Origin of the sequence: Candidatus Aquicultor sp. (genome assembly GCA_036504445.1) — a bacterium.
Classification (GTDB): domain Bacteria; phylum Actinomycetota; class Aquicultoria; order Aquicultorales; family Aquicultoraceae; genus DASXVE01.
Map to the genome: position 1 here is coordinate 1 of DASXVE010000019.1, position 20,332 is coordinate 20,332.

General features: G+C 49.9%; 19 protein-coding genes, 2 tRNA genes and 1 riboswitch. Of the genes, 7 read left to right on the forward strand and 14 right to left on the reverse strand.

The genetic code is table 11. The features are described 5' to 3' along the window. Positions 1–200: 200 nt before the first annotated feature. The 3 genes from VGK02_04415 to VGK02_04425 form a co-directional block, all read right to left on the reverse strand. Complete coding sequence (locus VGK02_04415; protein HEY3374291.1) at positions 201–1,253, reverse strand: flippase-like domain-containing protein; 1,053 nt, start codon at positions 1,251–1,253, stop codon at positions 201–203. Between the two features lie 143 nt (positions 1,254–1,396). Beyond that, positions 1,397–1,831, reverse strand: a complete 435-nt coding sequence (locus VGK02_04420; protein ID HEY3374292.1) for a ferritin-like domain-containing protein — start codon at positions 1,829–1,831, stop codon at positions 1,397–1,399. Between the two features lie 123 nt (positions 1,832–1,954). Continuing rightward, the gene (locus VGK02_04425) at positions 1,955–3,397 is read right to left on the reverse strand and encodes an HD domain-containing phosphohydrolase (protein HEY3374293.1); all 1,443 of its coding nucleotides are present in this window, start codon (positions 3,395–3,397) and stop codon (positions 1,955–1,957) included. Between the two features lie 224 nt (positions 3,398–3,621). Here VGK02_04425 and VGK02_04430 point away from each other — a divergent pair, with 224 nt between their 5' ends. After that, entirely contained in the window at positions 3,622–5,541 is a 1,920-nt protein-coding gene (locus VGK02_04430; GenBank protein ID HEY3374294.1) for a SpoIIE family protein phosphatase, read from the forward strand. Between the two features lie 57 nt (positions 5,542–5,598). Here VGK02_04430 and VGK02_04435 read toward each other — a convergent pair whose 3' ends face one another. The 3 genes from VGK02_04435 to VGK02_04445 all read right to left on the reverse strand — a co-directional run bounded on the left by VGK02_04435 (position 5,599) and on the right by VGK02_04445 (position 8,486). Then, the gene (locus VGK02_04435; protein HEY3374295.1) at positions 5,599–7,419 is read right to left on the reverse strand and encodes an APC family permease; all 1,821 of its coding nucleotides are present in this window, start codon (positions 7,417–7,419) and stop codon (positions 5,599–5,601) included. 241 nt (positions 7,420–7,660) lie between these two features. Next, positions 7,661–7,737: transfer RNA gene (locus VGK02_04440), tRNA-Glu, on the reverse strand. Between the two features lie 305 nt (positions 7,738–8,042). Continuing rightward, complete coding sequence (locus VGK02_04445; GenBank protein ID HEY3374296.1) at positions 8,043–8,486, reverse strand: hypothetical protein; 444 nt, start codon at positions 8,484–8,486, stop codon at positions 8,043–8,045. A gap of 1,126 nt (positions 8,487–9,612) precedes the next feature. On the opposite strand from VGK02_04445, the gene VGK02_04450 reads away from it, so the two are divergent. From VGK02_04450 to VGK02_04460, 3 genes are all read left to right on the forward strand, one after another. Further along, positions 9,613–9,957 (forward strand): general stress protein, encoded by a 345-nt coding sequence (locus VGK02_04450; GenBank protein ID HEY3374297.1) that lies wholly within the window; start codon positions 9,613–9,615, stop codon positions 9,955–9,957. A gap of 125 nt (positions 9,958–10,082) precedes the next feature. Continuing rightward, a complete protein-coding gene (locus tag VGK02_04455) occupies positions 10,083–10,736 on the forward strand; it encodes a class E sortase (protein HEY3374298.1) in 654 nt (217 codons plus the stop codon). Between the two features lie 110 nt (positions 10,737–10,846). After that, positions 10,847–11,224: a hypothetical protein gene (locus VGK02_04460; GenBank protein HEY3374299.1), complete on the forward strand. Its 378-nt coding sequence runs from the start codon at positions 10,847–10,849 to the stop codon at positions 11,222–11,224. Between the two features lie 63 nt (positions 11,225–11,287). Here VGK02_04460 and VGK02_04465 read toward each other — a convergent pair whose 3' ends face one another. Continuing rightward, positions 11,288–11,773, reverse strand: a complete 486-nt coding sequence (locus VGK02_04465; GenBank protein HEY3374300.1) for a GNAT family N-acetyltransferase — start codon at positions 11,771–11,773, stop codon at positions 11,288–11,290. A 161-nt stretch (positions 11,774–11,934) separates the two neighbouring features. Between VGK02_04465 and VGK02_04470 the strand changes: the two genes are divergently transcribed. From VGK02_04470 to VGK02_04480, 3 genes are all read left to right on the forward strand, one after another. Then, complete coding sequence (locus VGK02_04470; GenBank protein ID HEY3374301.1) at positions 11,935–12,567, forward strand: MEDS domain-containing protein; 633 nt, start codon at positions 11,935–11,937, stop codon at positions 12,565–12,567. 166 nt (positions 12,568–12,733) lie between these two features. Beyond that, a complete protein-coding gene (locus VGK02_04475; GenBank protein HEY3374302.1) occupies positions 12,734–13,207 on the forward strand; it encodes a rhodanese-like domain-containing protein in 474 nt (157 codons plus the stop codon). Positions 13,208–13,430: 223 nt separating this feature from the next. After that, on the forward strand, positions 13,431–13,637 hold the full coding sequence (locus VGK02_04480) for a cold shock domain-containing protein (protein ID HEY3374303.1): 207 nt from the start codon (positions 13,431–13,433) through the stop codon (positions 13,635–13,637). 116 nt (positions 13,638–13,753) lie between these two features. On the opposite strand, the gene VGK02_04485 is transcribed toward VGK02_04480, so the two are convergent. The 7 genes from VGK02_04485 to rpe form a co-directional block, all read right to left on the reverse strand. Continuing rightward, positions 13,754–13,827: transfer RNA gene (locus VGK02_04485), tRNA-Gln, on the reverse strand. Positions 13,828–13,898: 71 nt separating this feature from the next. After that, on the reverse strand, positions 13,899–15,398 hold the full coding sequence (gltX, locus tag VGK02_04490; GenBank protein HEY3374304.1) for a glutamate--tRNA ligase: 1,500 nt from the start codon (positions 15,396–15,398) through the stop codon (positions 13,899–13,901). Between the two features lie 206 nt (positions 15,399–15,604). Continuing rightward, entirely contained in the window at positions 15,605–16,066 is a 462-nt protein-coding gene (gene ribE / locus VGK02_04495; GenBank protein ID HEY3374305.1) for a 6,7-dimethyl-8-ribityllumazine synthase, read from the reverse strand. A 38-nt stretch (positions 16,067–16,104) separates the two neighbouring features. Next, complete coding sequence (locus VGK02_04500) at positions 16,105–17,328, reverse strand: bifunctional 3,4-dihydroxy-2-butanone-4-phosphate synthase/GTP cyclohydrolase II (GenBank protein HEY3374306.1); 1,224 nt, start codon at positions 17,326–17,328, stop codon at positions 16,105–16,107. Between the two features lie 24 nt (positions 17,329–17,352). Continuing rightward, entirely contained in the window at positions 17,353–17,997 is a 645-nt protein-coding gene (locus tag VGK02_04505; GenBank protein ID HEY3374307.1) for a riboflavin synthase, read from the reverse strand. Positions 17,998–18,096: 99 nt separating this feature from the next. Further along, the gene (gene ribD / locus VGK02_04510; protein ID HEY3374308.1) at positions 18,097–19,206 is read right to left on the reverse strand and encodes a bifunctional diaminohydroxyphosphoribosylaminopyrimidine deaminase/5-amino-6-(5-phosphoribosylamino)uracil reductase RibD; all 1,110 of its coding nucleotides are present in this window, start codon (positions 19,204–19,206) and stop codon (positions 18,097–18,099) included. Between the two features lie 119 nt (positions 19,207–19,325). Further along, positions 19,326–19,499, reverse strand: a riboswitch (FMN riboswitch). Between the two features lie 86 nt (positions 19,500–19,585). Continuing rightward, a complete protein-coding gene (gene rpe, locus VGK02_04515) occupies positions 19,586–20,254 on the reverse strand; it encodes a ribulose-phosphate 3-epimerase (GenBank protein HEY3374309.1) in 669 nt (222 codons plus the stop codon). Positions 20,255–20,332: the final 78 nt, after the last annotated feature.

Consider the following 20,332-nt stretch of genomic DNA (forward strand, 5'->3'; position numbering starts at 1 on the left):
CACGGCGAATTGCCTCCGGCGAATTCATCTCGGCAACCATCCGCACCGCTTTTTCACGAAACTCTTTCGGGTACTTGTTTGGTATCGGCATAACTCTCCTTGTGGTAGCTTAGGTGCCTCCATTATACCCGGGGCGGTTCAGATCAGATGTGATGCAGTGAAAATAAGCGGATGCCTTCCTGGCGGTAAATAAAGGGTATTTAGGTGTTTTTGGCTGAGGTATTTGCCACGAACGCAACCTTTGCAATAAACCGCACCATAACAATGCCGCCTACAAATGTTAGCAAGTAGTAGGTGATGGCCCGCCACACCAGTACAATGAGGCCAATTATCTCCCCCGGCACAAGACCGAGCAGAAGACCGGTAAATGCGGCTTCGACAACGCCGCTTCCACCGGGCGTCGGTGATACCGGCGCTACACTGAAGATTAGCAAGATACGAAAGGCGAGTTTGCCAAGATTGCTCGCTGCATTAAACCCTATGAGTACAAGCGGTAAGATGGCGAACATTGAGAACCACGCAACTATTTCGCTTACAAAAACCGCTAAAATGGCGGGAGTGTTTCTCACGGCAAAGAGATCTTTTAAGTTAGAGCTAAGATAGTCAATCTCTCGGTAGACACGTGTGCGTATGGATTCGAGGCGCTGTGCGTTTACGCGCGCCACGAGAAAGCGCGCGCCCGTTATGCGCGATACCGCGTTTTTAGCGCTCACGGGTTGCTTGATAAAGAACAATGTAAGTAGCGACCATACAGCTGCGGCAAGAGCGATTCCGAGAAGGCTCGCCTGCACCGAGCTTGAGAGTGATGAGCGAAAAGTGATGAAAATCGTAAAGCCCAACACTGCGAAGAGCCACGATGATATGGTTGCCCTGGTGCTGACCACCGCTGTCGCCTGCCCTATGCTTAAGCCTTCATGCGTCAAAATATAGATTTGTGCGGGCAGCAGCCCGGAGCCGAACGGCGTGATATTGCCAAAAAAGCTGCCGCCGAGGAATACGATGGCGGAGTTAAAGAAGGAGATGGGTTTCTTGACAACTCTGGTCAGTATGTAAAAGGGGAATGAGCTGAATATCCAGCTTATTACGGCCACACCAACAGCAAGCCAGAGGTAGGCGCTGTTGATCCTGGTAAGAGCCCTGAGAGTGCCGGGCTTAAATGTAAGTGCGATGATAACAGCCATCGTAGCGATGCCGATTAACACAACAATTAGTATGCCTTTTTTAGCGCGCTCCAGGTCTACCCGCTCCGACATATCAACTCCACGACTCGTGCTGCAACTTCAACTGAAAAAGTCAAGCTTACCGTGGCAGATTCCAGGTAAGCTTGGAGGGCTTGCTAAGGCATAATTGTACAGCATACCGGTAAAAACGATAAGAGCTGCTTACCTGCGGAAATCTAACTTGCTTGCTCTTCGAACTCTTCGATGCCAAAATCCTCGAGCAAACCCCGAAACTGGCGTCTATGCTGTTGTGCTTGCTTTAAGATAACCTCGGCAAGAGGCCTGATCTGGGGATCCCATATCTCCTGAAGATGCAGCTCGTACTCGCGGACGATTGTCGACTCCATGTCATAGTCTTCGCGAATCACCACTTCATACTCAACCGGTGTCACTATATTTTCGGTGCTCGCAGTTGGGGTTCCCCCAATGTCTTGAATTGCGGTAACCAGCCATTGGACATGCTGGTTTTCGTCATTAATGATGTCTCCGAGGATACTCTGCGCCGGTTCGCGATCGATAAGCGTAAGGTGTAGCTCGTATTGAATCTTGGCTGTACGTGCTAGGCGTAAGAACTCATTACATATGTCGATTAGGTGTTGCCCGGATGCCATATGCCACTCCTCCATAATAAGCCGTAATCAGCTCGAACATCTTTGGATATGATGTTCCCATTACGAGGAGCATTAAAGCAGGACAAAGCGCGGGGTTAACAAGTTTTGCAGGTTGGAAGTACGTTATGATGCTTTGGAATCGGATTCGAGCGTATCGTATACTTCTTGGGCTTGATCGAACGCCGCTATCGATTCGATACGTTGAACTACCTTTAGCATGAGTTCAACAATCTGGGGGTCGAATTGTATGCCTGAACCGGCACTCAAACGTTTTGCACCTTCTATAAGCGGCATTTCCTGGCGATATACTCTGCTTGACGTCATGGCCTCAAGCGCATCGGCGACCGCAAGGATACGGGCGCTTAGCGGAATATCTTCGCCTGCGAGGCCGTCGGGATAGCCGCCGCCGTTAAACCACTCATGGTGGTGTCGAACTATCGGCAAGATATCTTTAAGGAATTCAATTGGTTCGATTATCTCCACGCTCATCACCGGATGACTCTTCATAATCTCCATTTCTTCTTCCGTAAGACGTCCCGGCTTGTTGAGAACGCCTTCATTAATACCGATCTTGCCGATATCATGAAGTAAGCCGGCGTATTCAATCGTTTGAACCTCTTCTTGCGAGAGACCAGCCTCTTGCGCTAGGGCGACCGCGAGCATGCTAACCCGGCCGGAGTGGTGCGCGGTATACGCATCGCGAGCGTCTATTGCGTTTGCAAGTGCTCGGATTGATTCGAGCGCCAAACTTCGATAACCATCGAGGAGGCTTGCGCTCCTTATCAGTACGGATATCTGACCGGCAAACAACTTAACCCGTTTGATCTCCATATTGCTGAACGTACGCTTTGCTTTATACCAGACAACCGTGCTCCCTATCGGTTTTCCTTCCGACATCAATGGAGCAGCGAGCATGGAATGGGCACCCAGACGCTCATACATCTCACGAGCATCCCCGGTAAGCTCGGACTTCTCAAGGTCTTCCAGGCATATAATTTCGCCGGTCGTAATGGCAGGGCAGAAACCGGGGTTTACGGTCTCGCCCTTAAGATTTGCAAAGAGGTGCAGCTTGCCGGCTCTGTCAAAACCGCGCAGGCTTTTAATCTCGATAAGTTCATCTTTGTTAAGAAGCGCCACGCAGCAATAGTCGGCGTTAATCAGCGCGGCCATTCGCTCCGAAATAAGGTCGAAAACCGTTGATACGTCGTAGCCGCTGTGTATTGCCACATTGATATCCGTCAGCAGCTCCAACTCTTCGGCTCTCGTTTCGAATTCATTGATTAAGTTCTCAGTCAAGTCAAACGGATTTATGTGTTCGATCGATTTGGAGATTTTAAAGAGCGGTTCGTGCGTTTTTCTAACGAAGGTCGAGAGCAGAATGAATTCGCACACATTGAGAGCGGCCACAACAACAAAGCCAACGATGGCTTTGCTTGTATCGAGCGCTGTACCGTTAGAAACCGCCCAAGCAGCAATACCGCACATCATAAGCGTTAGCAAGAAGCCCAACAAGCCTATACCTATAAACAATCGCTGTGTGCCCATATATCTAAATGCATTCTTCATAAGGTTCGGACCCCGTTGGAAACACGTAACCTGTTCACGCTAGTAGTATCGGCATAACGTCTACTGGTTTTAAGTATAAAATGCGCTTACCATACTGGTTGCTTGTTGCTGTGTTACGGAGATGCACTCAAGCAATCTATCGCCATTCCGGGCTAACAAAAAGAAAACTGTGGAATATACTGAGATAACCTGTAACGTAATGAAGGCGAGATAGCGGGTGTACGGTGGCACAGCGCAGATATATGAGCATTCGGGTTAAACTCATACTAACTTACCTTCTGGTTTCACTACCACTTGTTGTCTTGCTTGCAGCCTCGTTCTATGGTCTATACCGGGAGCGTATCAACGCCGCTATAAGCGAGCGTACCGAAATCGCCCGCCTTACTTCATCGAGTTTCAATCTCTTCTTAGAACAGACGCTCAACAACGCCTTTGTAGTGGGAACAGCGATTGTCAACCAGGGACTCAGCCGAGAGCACGCTACGGCTCTCCTGCAAAGCATTGCCCGCCGTGAGTTTGCTCCGAGCATCATCGGAAATCGCCCGAGCGCAATTGCCAATGCCGCTTTCTTAAACCCTCAGGGGGTGGTCCTGGCGGCATCCGCAACGGAAACTGTCGGACAAAACCTATCAAACGAATCTGCGGTTCATGCAATCATGCAGGGCAAAGACTCGGCGATAAGCAACCTGCAGCGTAATCCTGGAGGGTCAATCGGCTTCGTGATAACAATGGCTGTCATGCAGCCTCCGCCTGCTAGAGGCCAAATTACATCTGGGGGCAACCGCCCTCCTATCCCTGCTGGAATCATAGGGTTTTTCATCGACGCCAGCAAGCTAAGAAATGTCCTTGATGTTTCAGTCGCTAGCGGTGGAGTCAATATTGTCGATGCGTCAGGCCATTTAATCTATCATAGCCAGCTCGGCAATGCGCCGTTGAGCGCTCGTGATTGGGGCAACCAACCGTTCGTAAAGGCGGCGCTTAGCGGCAAAACATATACATCGGCGGGAGTACCTCTTCCGAACGGTTTGGGCACACGGCTCGGTGCCGAAATACCGATCAAGAATATCGGCTGGGCCGCAGGGGCTTTTGTGCCGGTCAATACCGTGCTGGCACCCATACAACGAGACGCACTGTTAAGTGCGCTTTTAACTCTAGCTATTTTGTTCATCGCCGTACTCTTCGCGTTTGTACTCGGGAACACCTTTGCCGACAATCTGATTGCACTCAAGGAGGAGATGGTCGAAGCGCCCCAGGAAGGCTTCAGCCACCGGATTGACATGAAAACCGGTGATGAGATTGAAGCCCTCGCGAGAAGCTTCAATCAGATGCAAGATGAAATTGTAGCGGCGCAACAAGAACAGCAGCGCTTACAGCAGCAACTGCAAGAACGCAATATTGAACTCGGCTCACTTTATGAAGCTCAGCGCAACGTGGCTTCGATTCTCCAGGAGAACTTATTGCCGAAAATCGTTCGGCGGGTCGATAATCTGGAGGTCGGTTTGAAGTTTCAATCTGCGACCGAAGCGGCGCTTATCGGCGGTGATTTCTACGACTTCTTCGAGATTTCCCCCGATCGGTACGGCGTCATCATTGGGGATGTCTCCGGTAAAGGTATTGAGGCTGCCGCACTTGCCTCTACCATAAGAAATACGCTGCGCGCGTTTGCCTACAATGAGAACTCACCCGGTCGGGCGCTGCAAAAAACAAACAACATCGCAATTATCGAGACCGAGCCGAGCATCTTTGTTACGCTGTTCTACGGTATATTCGACACCGCCCGCAATATACTTACCTACGCGAACGCGGGCCATTGGCCGCCTCTTATGTGTAGGGCGCAGGACAACGCATTTGAAGAGCTTAAAACAGGCGGGATAGCACTTGGTATAGTTGATAATCCCGAGTACGCCGACTACGCGGTAGAGCTCGCGCCCCGCTCGCTCGCAGTGCTCTTTACTGATGGGATTATTGAAGCGCGAGGCGCGGACGGGAGCTTTTTGGGTATTACGGGCCTCAGAGAAGTCGTGCGCGACGAGGCGTCTCTCCCCGCCATCGATATCGCGTCGCATATCATAGATCGCACGCGGTCATTTAGCGGTGGCAAACTGCTTGATGACGCCGCAGCATTAGTTATTAAGATTGGGTGATAAGGCAGCAGGCAAAGGCAGTGGTTCCTTTTAATATGAGCCGGTGCTTGCCGATGGCTATCGCAGATGATACGGGATACTTATGACAACGACGTCTCGCGAGAAGAACAGCAATCCTTTTAAGACAAGCGCCGTCTGGTTATGCAGGAAATTCTCCCACCAATGAGAGACCACAAACTCCGGAATAATAACAGTTACGATATCATCGCTCATCTCAGCTTCAATCTCGCGTAAGCGCTGCAAGAACGGGCTGGCTATATCACGATACGGCGAATCGATAATCTCCAGAGGAACGCCGAAATTGAATTTCTCCCAGCGTTGCCTCACCTTTTCGGTTTGGTCCGAGTCAATATCGATATGGACCGCACGAATAACTGTCGGGTTAAGCGATTTTGCATACTGCAAAGCCTCGACCGTCCCAACGTGAACAGAGGAAATCAGCACAACAACATTGTGTTTGATCTTCGGAACCTCTGTGAGCCTTTCGAGTGTCAGCTGGCTAGCAACCGACTGGTAGTGACGGTGGACCCCTCGGAATATAAGCACGAGAATCAGTGCAAGCACAATGACAATCCAGGCTCCTTGAATGAATTTTGCAATGGCGAGCACCAGCGTAACGATCAGGGTCGCGATACCACCAATGCCGTTTACAAGCGCATTGTGCCACCAATGAGAATCTTGGCTTCGAAGATTATGCCAGTGCTTGACCATGCCGAATTGCGAAAGCGTAAAACCTGTGAATACACCTACCGCATAGAGCGGGATCAGACGGTTAACACTTGCATGAAACACCACGATAAGGATTGCGGCAAATAAGGCAAGTAGCAAAATGCCATTCGAATAGGCGAGGCGGTACCCTCTCGCCTTAAGCTGGCGCGGCATATACCCATCGTTCGCCATAACTGATGCCAGGTTAGGGAAACCCGCAAAACTGGTATTTGCCGCTACGGTTAGAATGAGCATGGTCGTTATCTGTATGTAGAAGTAGAAAGCGCCCCTGCCAAATGTCAGCCTGGTTATTTGCGATAAAACGGTTTCAGCCCCCGGAATAACCTGGTACGCGCGAGCCAAATAGGTTATCCCTAAGAACAAAGTCCCGAGAATGAGAGCCATGATAACGAGTGTGATACGTGCATTTTCGGCTGCAGGCTTTTTGAATGATTGGACGCCGTTGCTAATCGCTTCCACACCGGTGAGGGCCGAACAGCCTGATGCAAACGCCCTTAATATGAGAAACAAAGTTAGCGGCTCGATAGCTTTTACCGCGGGAGGACTAGTTGGTATCGACTGCCCTGTGCAAATTTTGAATAACCCGACAATAATTGTCAACCCAATGCCGAAGACAAACGCATATGTAGGTATCGCGAAAATCTCGCCCGACTCACGTACACCGCGCAAATTTGCAATCGTGATCAGCACAAGCGCAACAAGCGCAAGCTCTACTGTAAATGGTATCAGCTCCGGAAATGCAGAAATTATTGCTGCGATGCCCGCGCTGATACTTACCGCGACAGTAAGGCTGTAATCAATGAGGAGCGACGCACCAGCGAGCAAACTCGGGAACTCACCGAGGTTTTCCCGAGAGACAATGTACGCGCCACCACCGCTCGGATACGCCAAAATAAGTTGCCGGTACGAGATAACAATGATGGCCAGGAGAGCCACAATGGCTATGGCAATAGGTAAAGAAAGGGGCAGCGCCCCGGCGCCAGCCAATACGAGCACAATTAAAATTTCCTCGGTGGCATACGCATTTGACGATAAAGCATCGGGCGAAAAGACCGCAAGCGCATATCGTTTGGGGAGCCTCTCTTCAGCTAAGCGATATGTTTCGAGCGGCCTTCCTATCAGAAAACGTTTAAACGATTGATACGACATCCGGTCTACCTCTCACTACTGATTCCATACCCGGCTTGATGCTATGATTATTACTTACCGGCGTCACTACATCTATGTTCCACTATTTGATTTCTTGTTAATGCAACATACCGGTAGGCGGTTAAAATTAGCCCTCCCGAGATTATAACCGTACGCTTGGCAGGATACCAGAAGCTAAGCTTACAGCGTAATTTTTAGCGGAATGCGGGCGATAAAAAAAGCCGGTTTGCACCGGCTTTCGTGGTAGCGCGTACGGGGGTCGAACCCGTGATCTCCGCCTTGAGAGGGCGGTGTCCTAGGCCACTAGACGAACGCGCCATGCATATAACGAGCAGCTTTCCGCTGCCGATTCCCCATTATACTGAAGAAATATCGCGATGACAAGACTCCTGTGCCGCCCGCTGTCACGAAATCTGTAAAGGCGAGCTTTCCCTGTTAAAACTGATCGGTGACAGGGGTTGCCGAACCCCTGTCACCGTACTTAGTAACATAACTGTTACATTCGTTTTTCAACCATGTTATCTACTGATAACTTGCGAACAGCCGAGAACTCGCACCAGCGCATAATTTATGACAATCATCGTGCTATCGCCCCCAGCGGTTTTCACTACAGGCCCACATTGCTACGGCATAAGGCTGGCGACAGAAAACAGGCCGGAAATTCCGACATGGCGCCGTGGCCCATAAGAACCGTTCCAGTACGGATACGGCGTCTCTCGGCGTACGCCCCCGCGAGATGAGGATTGCTCGAAAGCAATATACCTCGTGCGTTGCCTATTGGCCCACCCGCCAAACAAAACTGCGTGGCCCCTGCTAAGCATAACGTCTCCCGGTTGAAGCGCTGTTTTGCTGATCGGCCGTGTCATGCCATACAACGACGTCGTTGTGGCACCTGGCGCCGGAACTCCCAGCGCATACGATACAAACCCACTGCAATCGGCCCTGTAGCCCAAATAACGGCGAGCTTGACTATACGGAACGCCCGTGTTCGTCCAGGCTTGCGCTCTCTTAACGACTGCTGTCCTCGTCAGCGCAAATGCGTTCCCGCCGGATAGCGTTACGACCAAAAGCAACGCCAGTCCGAACGTAAGTAATACTCGTCTCAGTACAATCACCCCTAACTGATCGATTTTTGCAACTCGTCGTCCGTTATACCGAAGGGATTTTGTGATGTCTAGACAAAATCAATGTGCGAGGTTTCACATTCGTCGCAAAATTATCCAAAATTGGTACGGGTAAGACGATGGCTAAAACCTAAGGACAATTAGGCTATTTGATACTCAACACGAGTACTTCCAAAGGCAGATTCTGACCGTAATAAAAAATATTTCGTATTGTGTTCGTACCCTAGACGGCTGATTCTGCACCCTTAACGCTTCCCCGGCAATCTTAGAAAACTGAAAACACAGGTCTGAGGCAGTGAGACTTCTGTGTCTAAAGTATACACAGACCGCATGCCAGTTAATTTTAATCGGGATGCGGGACGAAGCATTGCCGTCATCAAGAAGGCCGCTTTCTTTTCGGAAATACTCGAGAAAGCCGCCAGCCTCGTTTTCAACCGTATGAAGACCCTGATTGATCTTGGGCTATGTAGAACGATGCAGCTTGCGTGGAGCACCTCGAGACCGCGCCCCCGATATTCGCTCGCATGAAAACCTCGTGAGAACCCGATTGTTACAACAATACCTAAACGCAGCAATTCGAGACGTGTTTCAGCCCATGCTATGACCACTTCAAAAACATGCGCATCGGCTTCTTATGGGATCCGGTGAGAAAACTGAAGGCCGCCGTGGCCGCTGCCCGCCCAGAATACCGCTGTCGAGCGCTCTATCTCCTAATTCCCGACCGTAAGCTTCAAGTTAAGCCTTGGTGTTATGATAAAGGCACGGCCTGCGGCAATCGCTGTGGCCGCCCACTTTGCCAGCCAGCGCTGCAAGTATTCTCGGCGTCTAACGATAAGCGGGTAGATGCCTTAAGTTTCCCCACAAATGAGTCTATGTCGACGCGTTGGGTTGTCCCCGCGCTTGGATTTATGAAAACATTTACGCAAGCGGTACCCGAATACATGGCCGAGTAAACACTAATCTCGCGCTATGTTTTGCATCTACCTCTCGCAGTAATCTACAGGCAGTTTCAAGATGTTTAGGTGGTGGATATGTGGGTATGTAGAACTCCAAAAAGGAGGCGAAACTCATGCCTGAGAACGAAAAGAAGCACGATATTACCGTCAGTGAGGCAGGTCGTAAAGGTGGCGAAACTACCGCAAAGAGCCATGGTCATGATTTCTATGAGCAAATCGGCGAAAAGGGCGGCGAAACTACCGCGAAAAAATATGGTCCGGAATTTTATGAAGAAATAGGCCATAAGGGCGGTGAATCTACCTCCGAGAAATACGGGCCTGATTTCTACAAGGAGATCGGCGAAAAGGGCGGCGAAGCGACTGCTAAATCACATGGACACGAGTTCTATGAAGAAATAGGCCATAAAGGTGGCGAAAAGGTAAAAGATCTCATCGAGAAAGGCAAAGAATCCGAATAGCCACAGCGAAGTTTTAAAATAGCAGGTCTTGTGACCTGCTATTTTATTATGTTGCAGGACGTTTATCCGTCTTCAAACTGCGGAAACTAGGATTATGCATATTATATACTGTGGAGGGCGTATTTATGGTTGCCGGAGACCGCACTACCATTATTTTTAGAATCACAGGACTAATGTGTATCGGACTCTCGCTTTTCATCTGCCTACAGGTTGCATATACCGACATTCGCACGAACTCTGAACAGCAGCAACTTCAGGTTAGATGGAACCAAGAGGCAGCCAGGGCACAATCCGGGGACGCACAGAATCCGCAAGATATTTCGACAAGCAAATACGCTACTGGAAACCTGAACCAAGCCACCGGAAATTATGAGGAACCCCGAGCTATGCATGGCGAAGCTATTGCGCGGCTCGTCATCCCAAAAATCGGCCTAGACGAAATCGTCCTCGAAGGCATTCAACTCGATGTGCTTAAGAATGGTCCGGGGCATATGGAAGGCACGGCATATCCGGGAGAACCCGGGAATATGGTTATCTCGGGGCATCGTGTCACCAACAGCCATCCTTTTTTCTATCTCGATAAACTTGAGCAGGGCGACCCTATCTATATATCCACACAATTAGGCACATACACATACTATGTGATCGATAAAAAGGTCATCGAGCCATCGGACATACGTATAACCCTTCCCACACGAAATACAGTGCTCACACTTACCACGTGCAACCCGCGTTTCAGCGCAGCAACTAGACTGGTTATCGTCGCAAGAATCTGGTAGCGCGAACCCATGGGCTGCCTGCCGCGCAACAATATCGGCTATGTTTAAATGTTTACGCGAATTAAAGAGTGGCAATACTACCCAAACGAAGCGCGAGAGGGGGTGATTTTATGAAACGATATCTGGTCGTTATCGTGCTCGTTGCCGTCTTAATTCTTGCGGTTTATATTGAAGCGTTTGCACAAACCACAACCACAACAGTCCCGACTACAAGCTCTTCATCGACGACGGTGAGCAGCACGACATCGACGACAAAAGCTCCAACAGCATCGACAAGCGGAACGACCTCGACCTCCGTAGCGGGTACAACAAGAACAACGTCACGGCTGCGGCAGCGCAGTACATCAACAACGGTCTTATCGGGCACGACAAGTACCTCGCGCCGCACATTACCGAGAACCGGCGGTTTACCGATCAACCCGTTAATACCGTTTGCAGTGGGTAGTGGCGCTATCGCGCTGTCATTTCTGCGTAACAGGAGGAAATAATCGGAGGCTACATTGGGGCTCTGCAAAACATAGGCGCAAGTAACGAGGCTACAACACTTGCGCCTATAACTTTAATATAAAATTGGTCATTTCCGGGCGCTCGGTCCAACCCATCTTTTTGTAGAACGAGCGCTCGTACGATTCTCTATCCTTCGAATTAACCAACATAAGCCGTGAGCATCCAATTTCTCCGGATTTGTTGATAATATCTGTTAGCAGCGCCCTGCCGATGCCCTTCCCCCGCTCAGATTCAAGAACAAAAAGCTCGGACACGTACCCTTCCGGGCCCTCGAGGAATAGATAGGGCAGCCAGTGTGCGGCGGCATATGCGACGACACGCCTGCCTGCATCCTCGGCAACTACAATGTAATGGCTGGCGTCTTTGGCACAGAGTTCAAGATGATGAGCAATACGCGTTTTAGCAATATCAAACGGCTCTTTACACATGTGGTCGTGCCAGCCAAGATCGCGCAAGAGCATAGCCAGCGATCCTGCATCCTGTTGGCTTGCACATCGTATGTGAAATGCTGTTTCTGTTGGTTTCTGCATGCTGTGATCTCCTTAAGCACCGAGGCTTTCTACGCAATACACGTCTTATAACTGCTTATACACTATGTGTTCACCCGCTTACCGTACGACCCCCAGCTTAATAAGTAAGGTTTTCGATTTTTGGGTATACTATATATATTAACTGAAAGCATGGTGTTTCTATGAAAATAATTAAAGCAACCGATTATATAGACTACGATCTGCGTCTGGGCGATCATATAATCCACTTTTATGATGATGACGACCAGCGTGCCGGGTTGCTGACCGATTTTATAAAAGAAGGGTTTCTGCAAAACCAGAAATGTTTATGCGTGTTTAATAGAGATATCGCTGATGCGGAACAAGACAGATTAGTGAAGGACAACCTTGATCTCGGATACTATCTCCTTGAAGGACAGCTCGTATTTATAACACACGAAGCGTTTTTTTCGACCGCCGGCCATTTCGACGATCAAAAGCTGCTGGCATTAATCGTAGAAACCGTTGAAGTTGCGGCCAAGCAAGGCTGGGCAGGCGTCAGAATAGCAAACGAGCTAACATGGGCAGTAACCAACGGCCAGGATACCGATGCCTGGCTGCAGTTTGAGGCAAAAATCAACAACTACATCGGAAACCTCCCCGTTATTATGCTCTGCCAATATAACCAGCGCAGAATTTCAGGCCAGGTTGTAACCGGTCTTTTCAAAACCCACCCTTATGTCATTCTCGGGGAAGAGATGCGTCAGAACCCTTACTTCGTTGAACCTGAGAAGTTCCTGCAAGGATGCCAATCGGAAAAACGGCTCTACATGTAGTTTATGCAGCAAGCAATGCATGTGTATTGCGATTAATTTTAGAGATATTTTTTTCGGTCTACGGCGAGCGTATAGGAATAAATCCGTGTTATACTGGCAAATGTATGTAAAAACCTTTGTCAGTGGCTCGCACTTGCTTCTGGCAGCCGGCCTTAAGGAGGTTATAGTGCCTTACCTGCGGAAATACTTAGCTATCTTTGTCGCACTCACATTCATACTTATAGCTGTTGGATGCTCGTCAAACCAAAACGCGCAAGATGTAAGTGTGGCGGATAGCCAAGAACAACAAACTACAACAACAGAGCCATTTATGACGCCGGTAACAACAACGGCTCCATACAAAAATATCAATGCTCAGCAAGCGGAACAACTTATAAACAACGGCGGTATCCAAATCCTGGATCTCAGAGACACATACCTTTACAGTAATAAGCACATTTTGGGTGCAGACTCTCTCCCATACACGTATTTGACAGAACAAATGACCAAACTCGACAAATCAAAGCCGGTTTTGGTCTACGATGACCAAGATAAGATTAGTAAGAACGCGGCAATGACGCTTATTCAGAATGGGTTCCCGCAGGTATATAACCTCGCAGGCGGTATGGTCACCTGGGTAGGCTCTGTCGAGCCCAACTAACGATACCCTAGTAATGCACCTGGACACGACCGGCCCGACAATAAACGCTTTACAAAATCCGAAAAGTAGTCGATACTATAAATAGCTAAGACGTGAATTCGTAAATGGGAACCCGTTATTAGATGGGTTCTTTATTTTTTGGTCTATGTCGTAAACTTTACTGAGTACCTCATTAACCTAGCGTCGCAAGCGTAAAGTCTTTAGACGCTAGGAGGTGGCAATTTTGTCAAAAGGTACTGTAAAGTGGTTCAACGACGGCAAGGGCTTCGGTTTTATCAGCCAGGAAGATGGCGGTCCGGATGTCTTTGTACACCATTCAGCAATCACCGGCGATGGGTTTAAAACCCTTGCTGAGGGCGCAGCAGTTGAGTATGAGGTCCAAATGGAGGCCAAGGGTGCTCGTGCAGCCAACGTGACTGTTATTGGATAACAGAAAAACGTAAAACAAAAACCTGCTAGTGATAGCAGGTTTTTTTATTTTAGGAACATTCTCGAATTTCTAAGTTCTCTGGCAAAGATGTAAGCCCGCTTTCGCGAGCTTACTATTGGCTGGGGGAGAAGGATTCGAACCCTCACGGACGGTGCCAGAGACCGTAGTCCTACCATTAGACGATCCCCCAATACGAAATCATCTCTACATGAGAGATTAACAGATGAAATAGTATCATGAAACAGCAACATTATCAAGATTCTAGCCGGCCGCCATCTCGAGCAAACTGATCGCCTCACTAAGGCGCTCAAGTGTAGTTTCGCGCCCTAGCAGCTCTATTGTTTCAAACAACGGCGGGCTTATGGTGCGACCGGTTACGGCAACGCGTATCGGCTGCAAAACAAACCGTGCTTTCATCCCCGTTTCTTCGGCAAACCCGCGCAAGTGCTTTTCGATCTCTTCAGAAGAAAACTCGAACGAGGTGTCGGCCAGCACCTCAAGTGATTTGCGCAGGATATCCGGCACGCCCTCTTTTTTCAGGACTTTCTCCACCGCTTCCGGCTGGTATTCCACCTTGCGGAAGAAGAAATCCGCCAAGCCGACGATTTCACTTAACTTCACCATTCGTTCCCGGACGATCTCCGCGAGACGTCTGTACCAGGCATCGTTGTATCTGCCGAGGTCGAGGCCTCGATCACCCTTGAGCGCGTAATCTTCCTCTTCAGAAACCGGTGCTTGCGGGATGATTCCAGCGTTCTTTAGGAACACTTTAAGCTTTTCAGCCAGTTCGTCCACAGAAAGCTCGCGGATATACACGCCGTTCAACCAATCGAGTTTTGCCGGGTCAAAAACAGCCGGTGATTTGCCGACGCCTTCAAGACTGAACTTCTGGATAAGTTCATCTTCCGAAAAAATCGTTTGGTCTCCAAACCCCCAGCCAAGCAGCGCTAGATAGTTGATGAGCGCGTATGGCAGATAACCGTCATCGCGATACGACTCGACTGCGGTCGCCCCGTGACGTTTGCTGAGACGCGTTTTATCGGACCCGAGAATCATCGGCAGATGGCCGAATTCGGGCACCTCATAGCCGAGCGCCTGGTATACGAGAATCTGGCGCGGTGTGTTTGAAAGATGGTCGTCCCCCCTGATCACATGGCTGATATTCATATCGTGATCATCGACGACAACGGCGAAGTTATATGTCGGGATGCCGTCGGTTCGAATCATTATAAAATCATCGAGATTTATGTTTTCGAACGATACCGCACCTTTTACCAGGTCATTAATGATGGTAGTGCCTTCATTCGGCGAATAGAACCGGATAACGGGTTTGCGCCCTTGCACTTCGAACGCTTGTTGCTCTGCTTCGGTCAGCGTGCAGCAAGTGCGGTCGTACCTCGGTGCTTCTTTGCGCTCAAGCGCGGCCTTTCTTCTCTCTTCCAGCTCTTCAGGGGTGCAGTAGCACTTGTATGCCTTACCCATTGCGAGCAACCTCTCGGCCTCTTCACGATAGCGGTCGAGCCGGTCCATTTGCCGGAACGGGCCTTCGTCCCACGTGAGACCGAGCCAATCCATCGATGCAATAATGGCGTGAATCGCCTCCTCGGTGGAACGCTCGCGATCGGTATCCTCAATGCGTAAAACAAAAACGCCGTTATTGTGGCGGGCGTATAGCCAGTTAAAAAGCGCCGTCCGGGCTCCGCCGATATGTAAGTAACCGGTCGGGCTTGGCGCAAAACGAACCCTTATCTTGCCTTCCATACATCCTCCAGGCATCTTGAATTTAGCCAACCCATATATAGTATCAAATTATACCACCCTTTATGAAGTGCCCTATCAGGGTAAAAGAAAAACCCGGTCAATCCGGGGCACCATAAACTACTAGGGATCAGTCCATGCACGGTACCTAAGGAAATGTAGAACTCTTCACCCATAACTTAGTTTTAACCTGCGTTATTACCTACCGGCTACATGCTTTTTACCAGATTGGCCATTTCTATAGCCGATACCGCCGCTTGCCAACCCTTGTTGCCGCTTTTCGTCCCCGCGCGCTCAATGGCTTGCTCAACATCATCGGTTGTCAAAACACCGAAGATAACCGGGACGCCGGTATCAAGACTTGCCTTAGCAACACCCTTGGAAACCTCATTTGCAACGTAGTCGAAATGCGGCGTTGAACCGCGAATAACGGCGCCAAGACACATGACTGCATCATAGCGACCGCTTGCGGCAAGCTTCTTTGCGACGAGCGGTATCTCAAACGCCCCCGGTGTCCAGGCAATATGGATATCATCCTCCGAAGTGCCATGGCGCTTCAACGCATCAATCGCGCCATCGAGCAGCCGTGTGCCGATAAATTCGTTGAAACGGCTCACCACAATCGCAAACTTCAAATCCTTTGCTATTAAATTACCCTCATAGATATGCATATCTAACCTCCTAATTACTTATCGCATCTATAATTTGTCTATGTATCCTCGGAAACAAAACACTGGTCGATCAGGTGGTCCATCTTCTCTTTCTTGGTTTGCAGGTAGTGGATGTTATGATCTGTCGGTTTTACCTGGATTGATACCCTTTCGACGATATTGAGGCCATAGCCCTCCAGGCCTATGATTTTTTTCGGGTTGTTAGTCATCAGGCGAATCGAGGTTAAACCGAGATCCGCAAGAATCTGCGCACCAATACCGTAATCTCTCAGATCGGCAGGAAAACCAAGATCTGTGTTTGCCTGCACGGTGTCCCGACCGCATTCTTGCAGCTCATATGCACGTAGCTTGTTAAGAAGGCCGATACCGCGCCCTTCGTGCCCGAGGATGTAGAGGAGTACGCCCCTTCCTTCACTCTCAATCACCTTCATCGCCGTCTCAAGCTGTTCACCGCAATCACAGCGAAGCGAGTGGAATATATCGCCCGTCAAGCACTCGGAATGGACGCGAACCAACACGTTCTCCTGATTCGCAACTGCGCCCTTTACCATTGCGAAATACTCTTTTCCGTCGAGTAAGCTCCTATAGCCGAGTGCCTTGAATTCGCCGTACTGTGTCGGCAAGGTTACCTCGGCGATACGCTCGACCAATTTCTCATTTCGGCGACGGTATTTTATTAGGTCGGCGACGCTTATGAGCTTAAGCCCATGCTCTTTTGCAACCTCTTGGAGCTGCGGAAGCCGGGCCATTGTCCCATCCTCGTTCATAATCTCGCAAATGACACCCGCGGGAAATAGCCCTGCTAGCCGGGCTAGGTCGGCTGCCGCTTCCGTGTGGCCTGCGCGCTCAAGTACGCCGCCCTTGCGCGCCCGCAACGGAAAAACGTGACCGGGCCGGGAAATGTGCTCAGGTGTACTATTCGGGTCGATAACCGTTTGTATTGTAACCGCCCTGTCGTGCGCCGAGATACCGGTAGTAATTTTCCCCTTCGCCCCGATTGAAACGGTAAAGGCCGTTCCCTGCTCGGAAGTATTATCACACACCATTGCCGGTATCTTCAGCTCATCAAGCCGCTCTCCTATACACGGCATACAGATAAGCCCGCGGCCGTATCTTGCCATAAAATTAACCGCCTCCGGAGTCACCTTCTCGGCCGCCATTAAGAAATCGCCCTCGTTTTCCCTGTCTTCATCGTCAACGACGATAATAATCATTCCTTCTTTTAAATCGCCTATGGCGTCTTCAACTCGATCTAACATCATATCTCTCCTCCCCTGCTTGAGGGTTTATTCAAAACCGTTCTCTCGAAGTGCATCCATTGTAATACCTGGTCTCGGCCCCTGGTGCTGAGCCACAAACTTTGCAACGTATTTTCCTATCATGTCTGCCTCAAGGTTTACTTTATCTCCACTCTTCTTGAAGCCAAGCGTTGTCATCTTGGCGGTATGCGGAATAATCGATACCGTAATGTGCCCTTGCCCATAGTCAATCACCGTGAGGCTGATGCCATCTGCTGCAACCGAACCGCGATCAACCAGATACCGGGTTACCGCCTCCGGCGCGGACATTTTAATGATAAGAGCATTCTTTTGCACGGTTTTTGATCGTATAGTGCCGACACCGTCGACATGACCCGCTACCATATGTCCGCCGAGCCTGCTGGAAAGCGTCAGCGCCCGCTCAAGGTTAACCGCTTCTCCGGGCTTAATTTCATCCAGGTCGCTCTTTGCGAGCGTTTCAGGCATAACATCAACGGTAAAAGCGCCGCTCGTTTTCGATGCCGCAGTCAGGCAAATGCCGTTTACGGCAATCGAATCACCGAGCGTAACCTCAGGCGTGAGCTTCGGCGCCGCAATTTCGATTATGAAATCATCGGTCCCGCGTTTTATCGATTTTATCGTGCCCAGTTCCTCTATGATTCCGGTAAACATAAACAATCCTACCTATCTTTTACGCTCGCTTTTTAAACCTTGTTCGTGCAAAGTCGATCGTGCTGAAGTGAAGGGCCTAGGCGAATGCATCGCTCAGCACTACCTAGGATACGCTTCGATCAAGATATCTTCTCCTAGCCGCTCAACACGCTCGATGCGAAGCTCGCGCACCGCATCGAGCTTATCCCCGATTACATCAACGCCCTGCTCCCCAATCAGCTTTGGCGCCACAAAAAGCATATATTTATCGACCAAGCCGGCTCGTGCAAACGATGCGATAAGCTTACTGCCGCCTTCAACCATAATACTTGAGATGTGCCGTTCACCGAGCTCTTCCAGTAGCATTTCGAGGTCGACCGAACCATCCCACGCATCGATTTTTAGTACATCGATACCACGCGCTGCCAGGTCTTCCCTGTTCTGGCGCGGCGCAAACGCAGTGGTGGCAAGAATCGTCTGTACGTCGTTCGCTGTTCTTACGATATTGCTGTCCAACGGCAGCTTGGCCCGCGAATCGACGATAATGCGAATCGGGTTCCTGGTATCTTCAATGTCCAACCTGGTAGTAAGCTTGGGGTTGTCGGTACGTGCGGTGCCGACTCCAACCATGATCGCGTCATACTCGTTTCGCAGTTCGTGCGCTCTTCTTAATGCTTCTTCACCGGTAATAGCGGTCTGCTTGCCTTCCTGTGCGGCTATCTTACCATCGAGGCTCATCGCCGCTTTGACGATGATAAACGGGCGTCCGGTGGTTATGAACTTGATAAATACCTCATTCTGCCGCGCAACAACATCGGCAAGAACTCCGTGTTCGACTTCGATGCCGGCATCGCGCAATTGTTTGATGCCGCTACCGGCGCACTGCGGGTTGGGGTCGATCATCCCGACGATGACCTTCTTAATGCCGGCGTTGATTATCGCTTCGGTGCATGGCGGTGTACGCCCGAAGTGGTTGCAAGGTTCAAGCGAAACAACCATAGTCGCTCCGGCCACGTCTTCCGTAGAGGCCATAAGTGCATTTACCTCGGCATGCGGATTGCCCGCTTTTTTATGGAAGCCTTCACCGATAATGCGGTCGTCCTTAACAATGAGCGCTCCAACCATAGGGTTAGGACTTGTTGTACCGCGACCTTTCTCCGCAAGGTCAATCGCCCGCCGCATGAGCTCTTCAACCGTATAGGTGTTGTGTGTAGCCGTATCCTCGTACATGAACCATCCAACCTTACGACCTTCGACCGGCAAAAACCATTTTTGTGCAAATAAAAAAGCGCCCGGAGAAAGCCAGGCGCAAACATGAAGCATACAGTTAAATAATTCACACGTTTTGCCAAAACCTTCTCCCATCCAGACTGTACTGTCGGCTCCGGAATCACACCGGATCTGCTTCGGTTGCACCTAGCAACTTTAATCTTTAGCTTTTTGGCGCTTGAAGCTCGCGGGCTAACCTGAGAAACCTCAGGATTACCGCCGGTCGGGAATTTCACCCTGCCCCGAAGGTCGATATTTAATTAACAACCATTTTAGCAGATAATTGCCCAAAAGCGCAAACTGGACAGCTAAAAATGCAGACAATATCGGCTAATAGATCCTACTCCGATATTGATTTTCGAATATCACGTACTGCTTGCGGTATATCCTCTGCACAAAACACCGCAGAGCCGGCCACCAGAATATCGGCGCCTTTTAGGACAACTTTATCTGCGTTATCGGCCGATATACCGCCATCGACTTGTATCATGATATCCAAGCCCTTTGAATCGATCATGTGCCGGATGACTTCGATCTTCTCCAGCGCGTTCGGGATAAACTTTTGTCCCCCAAAGCCAGGGTTAACCGACATAACCAGGACAAAGTCTATATCGTCAAGAACATGATGCAGATGCGTTACCGGGGTTGCGGGATTAAGCGCAATACCGGCTTTGACCCCTGGATACTCTTTGATTTTCTGTACGATGCGGTGCGCGTGGTGTGTGGCCTCAACGTGAAACGAGAGCCATGATGCGCCGGCCTCGATAAACGCATCTATGTGGAGCTCGGGGTTTTCAATCATAAGATGCACGTCGAGCGGTATGTTGGTAGTGCGTTTGAGCGCCTCCACCACTAACGGCCCGATAGTGATATTCGGGACGAAGTGCCCGTCCATAACATCGATATGTAGCAAGTCGGCGCCGCCTTCACCGGCCAGCGCAACCTGCTCGGCCAGGCGTGAAAAATCAGCAGACAGTATCGATGGTGCCAGAAGTATATCTCGTTTCATTCTCATCCTTTTTTATCTCTGCACTGCAATTACTTAACGGCCGGTCACAATGCGGCGCGTAACATCACGCCACATCAT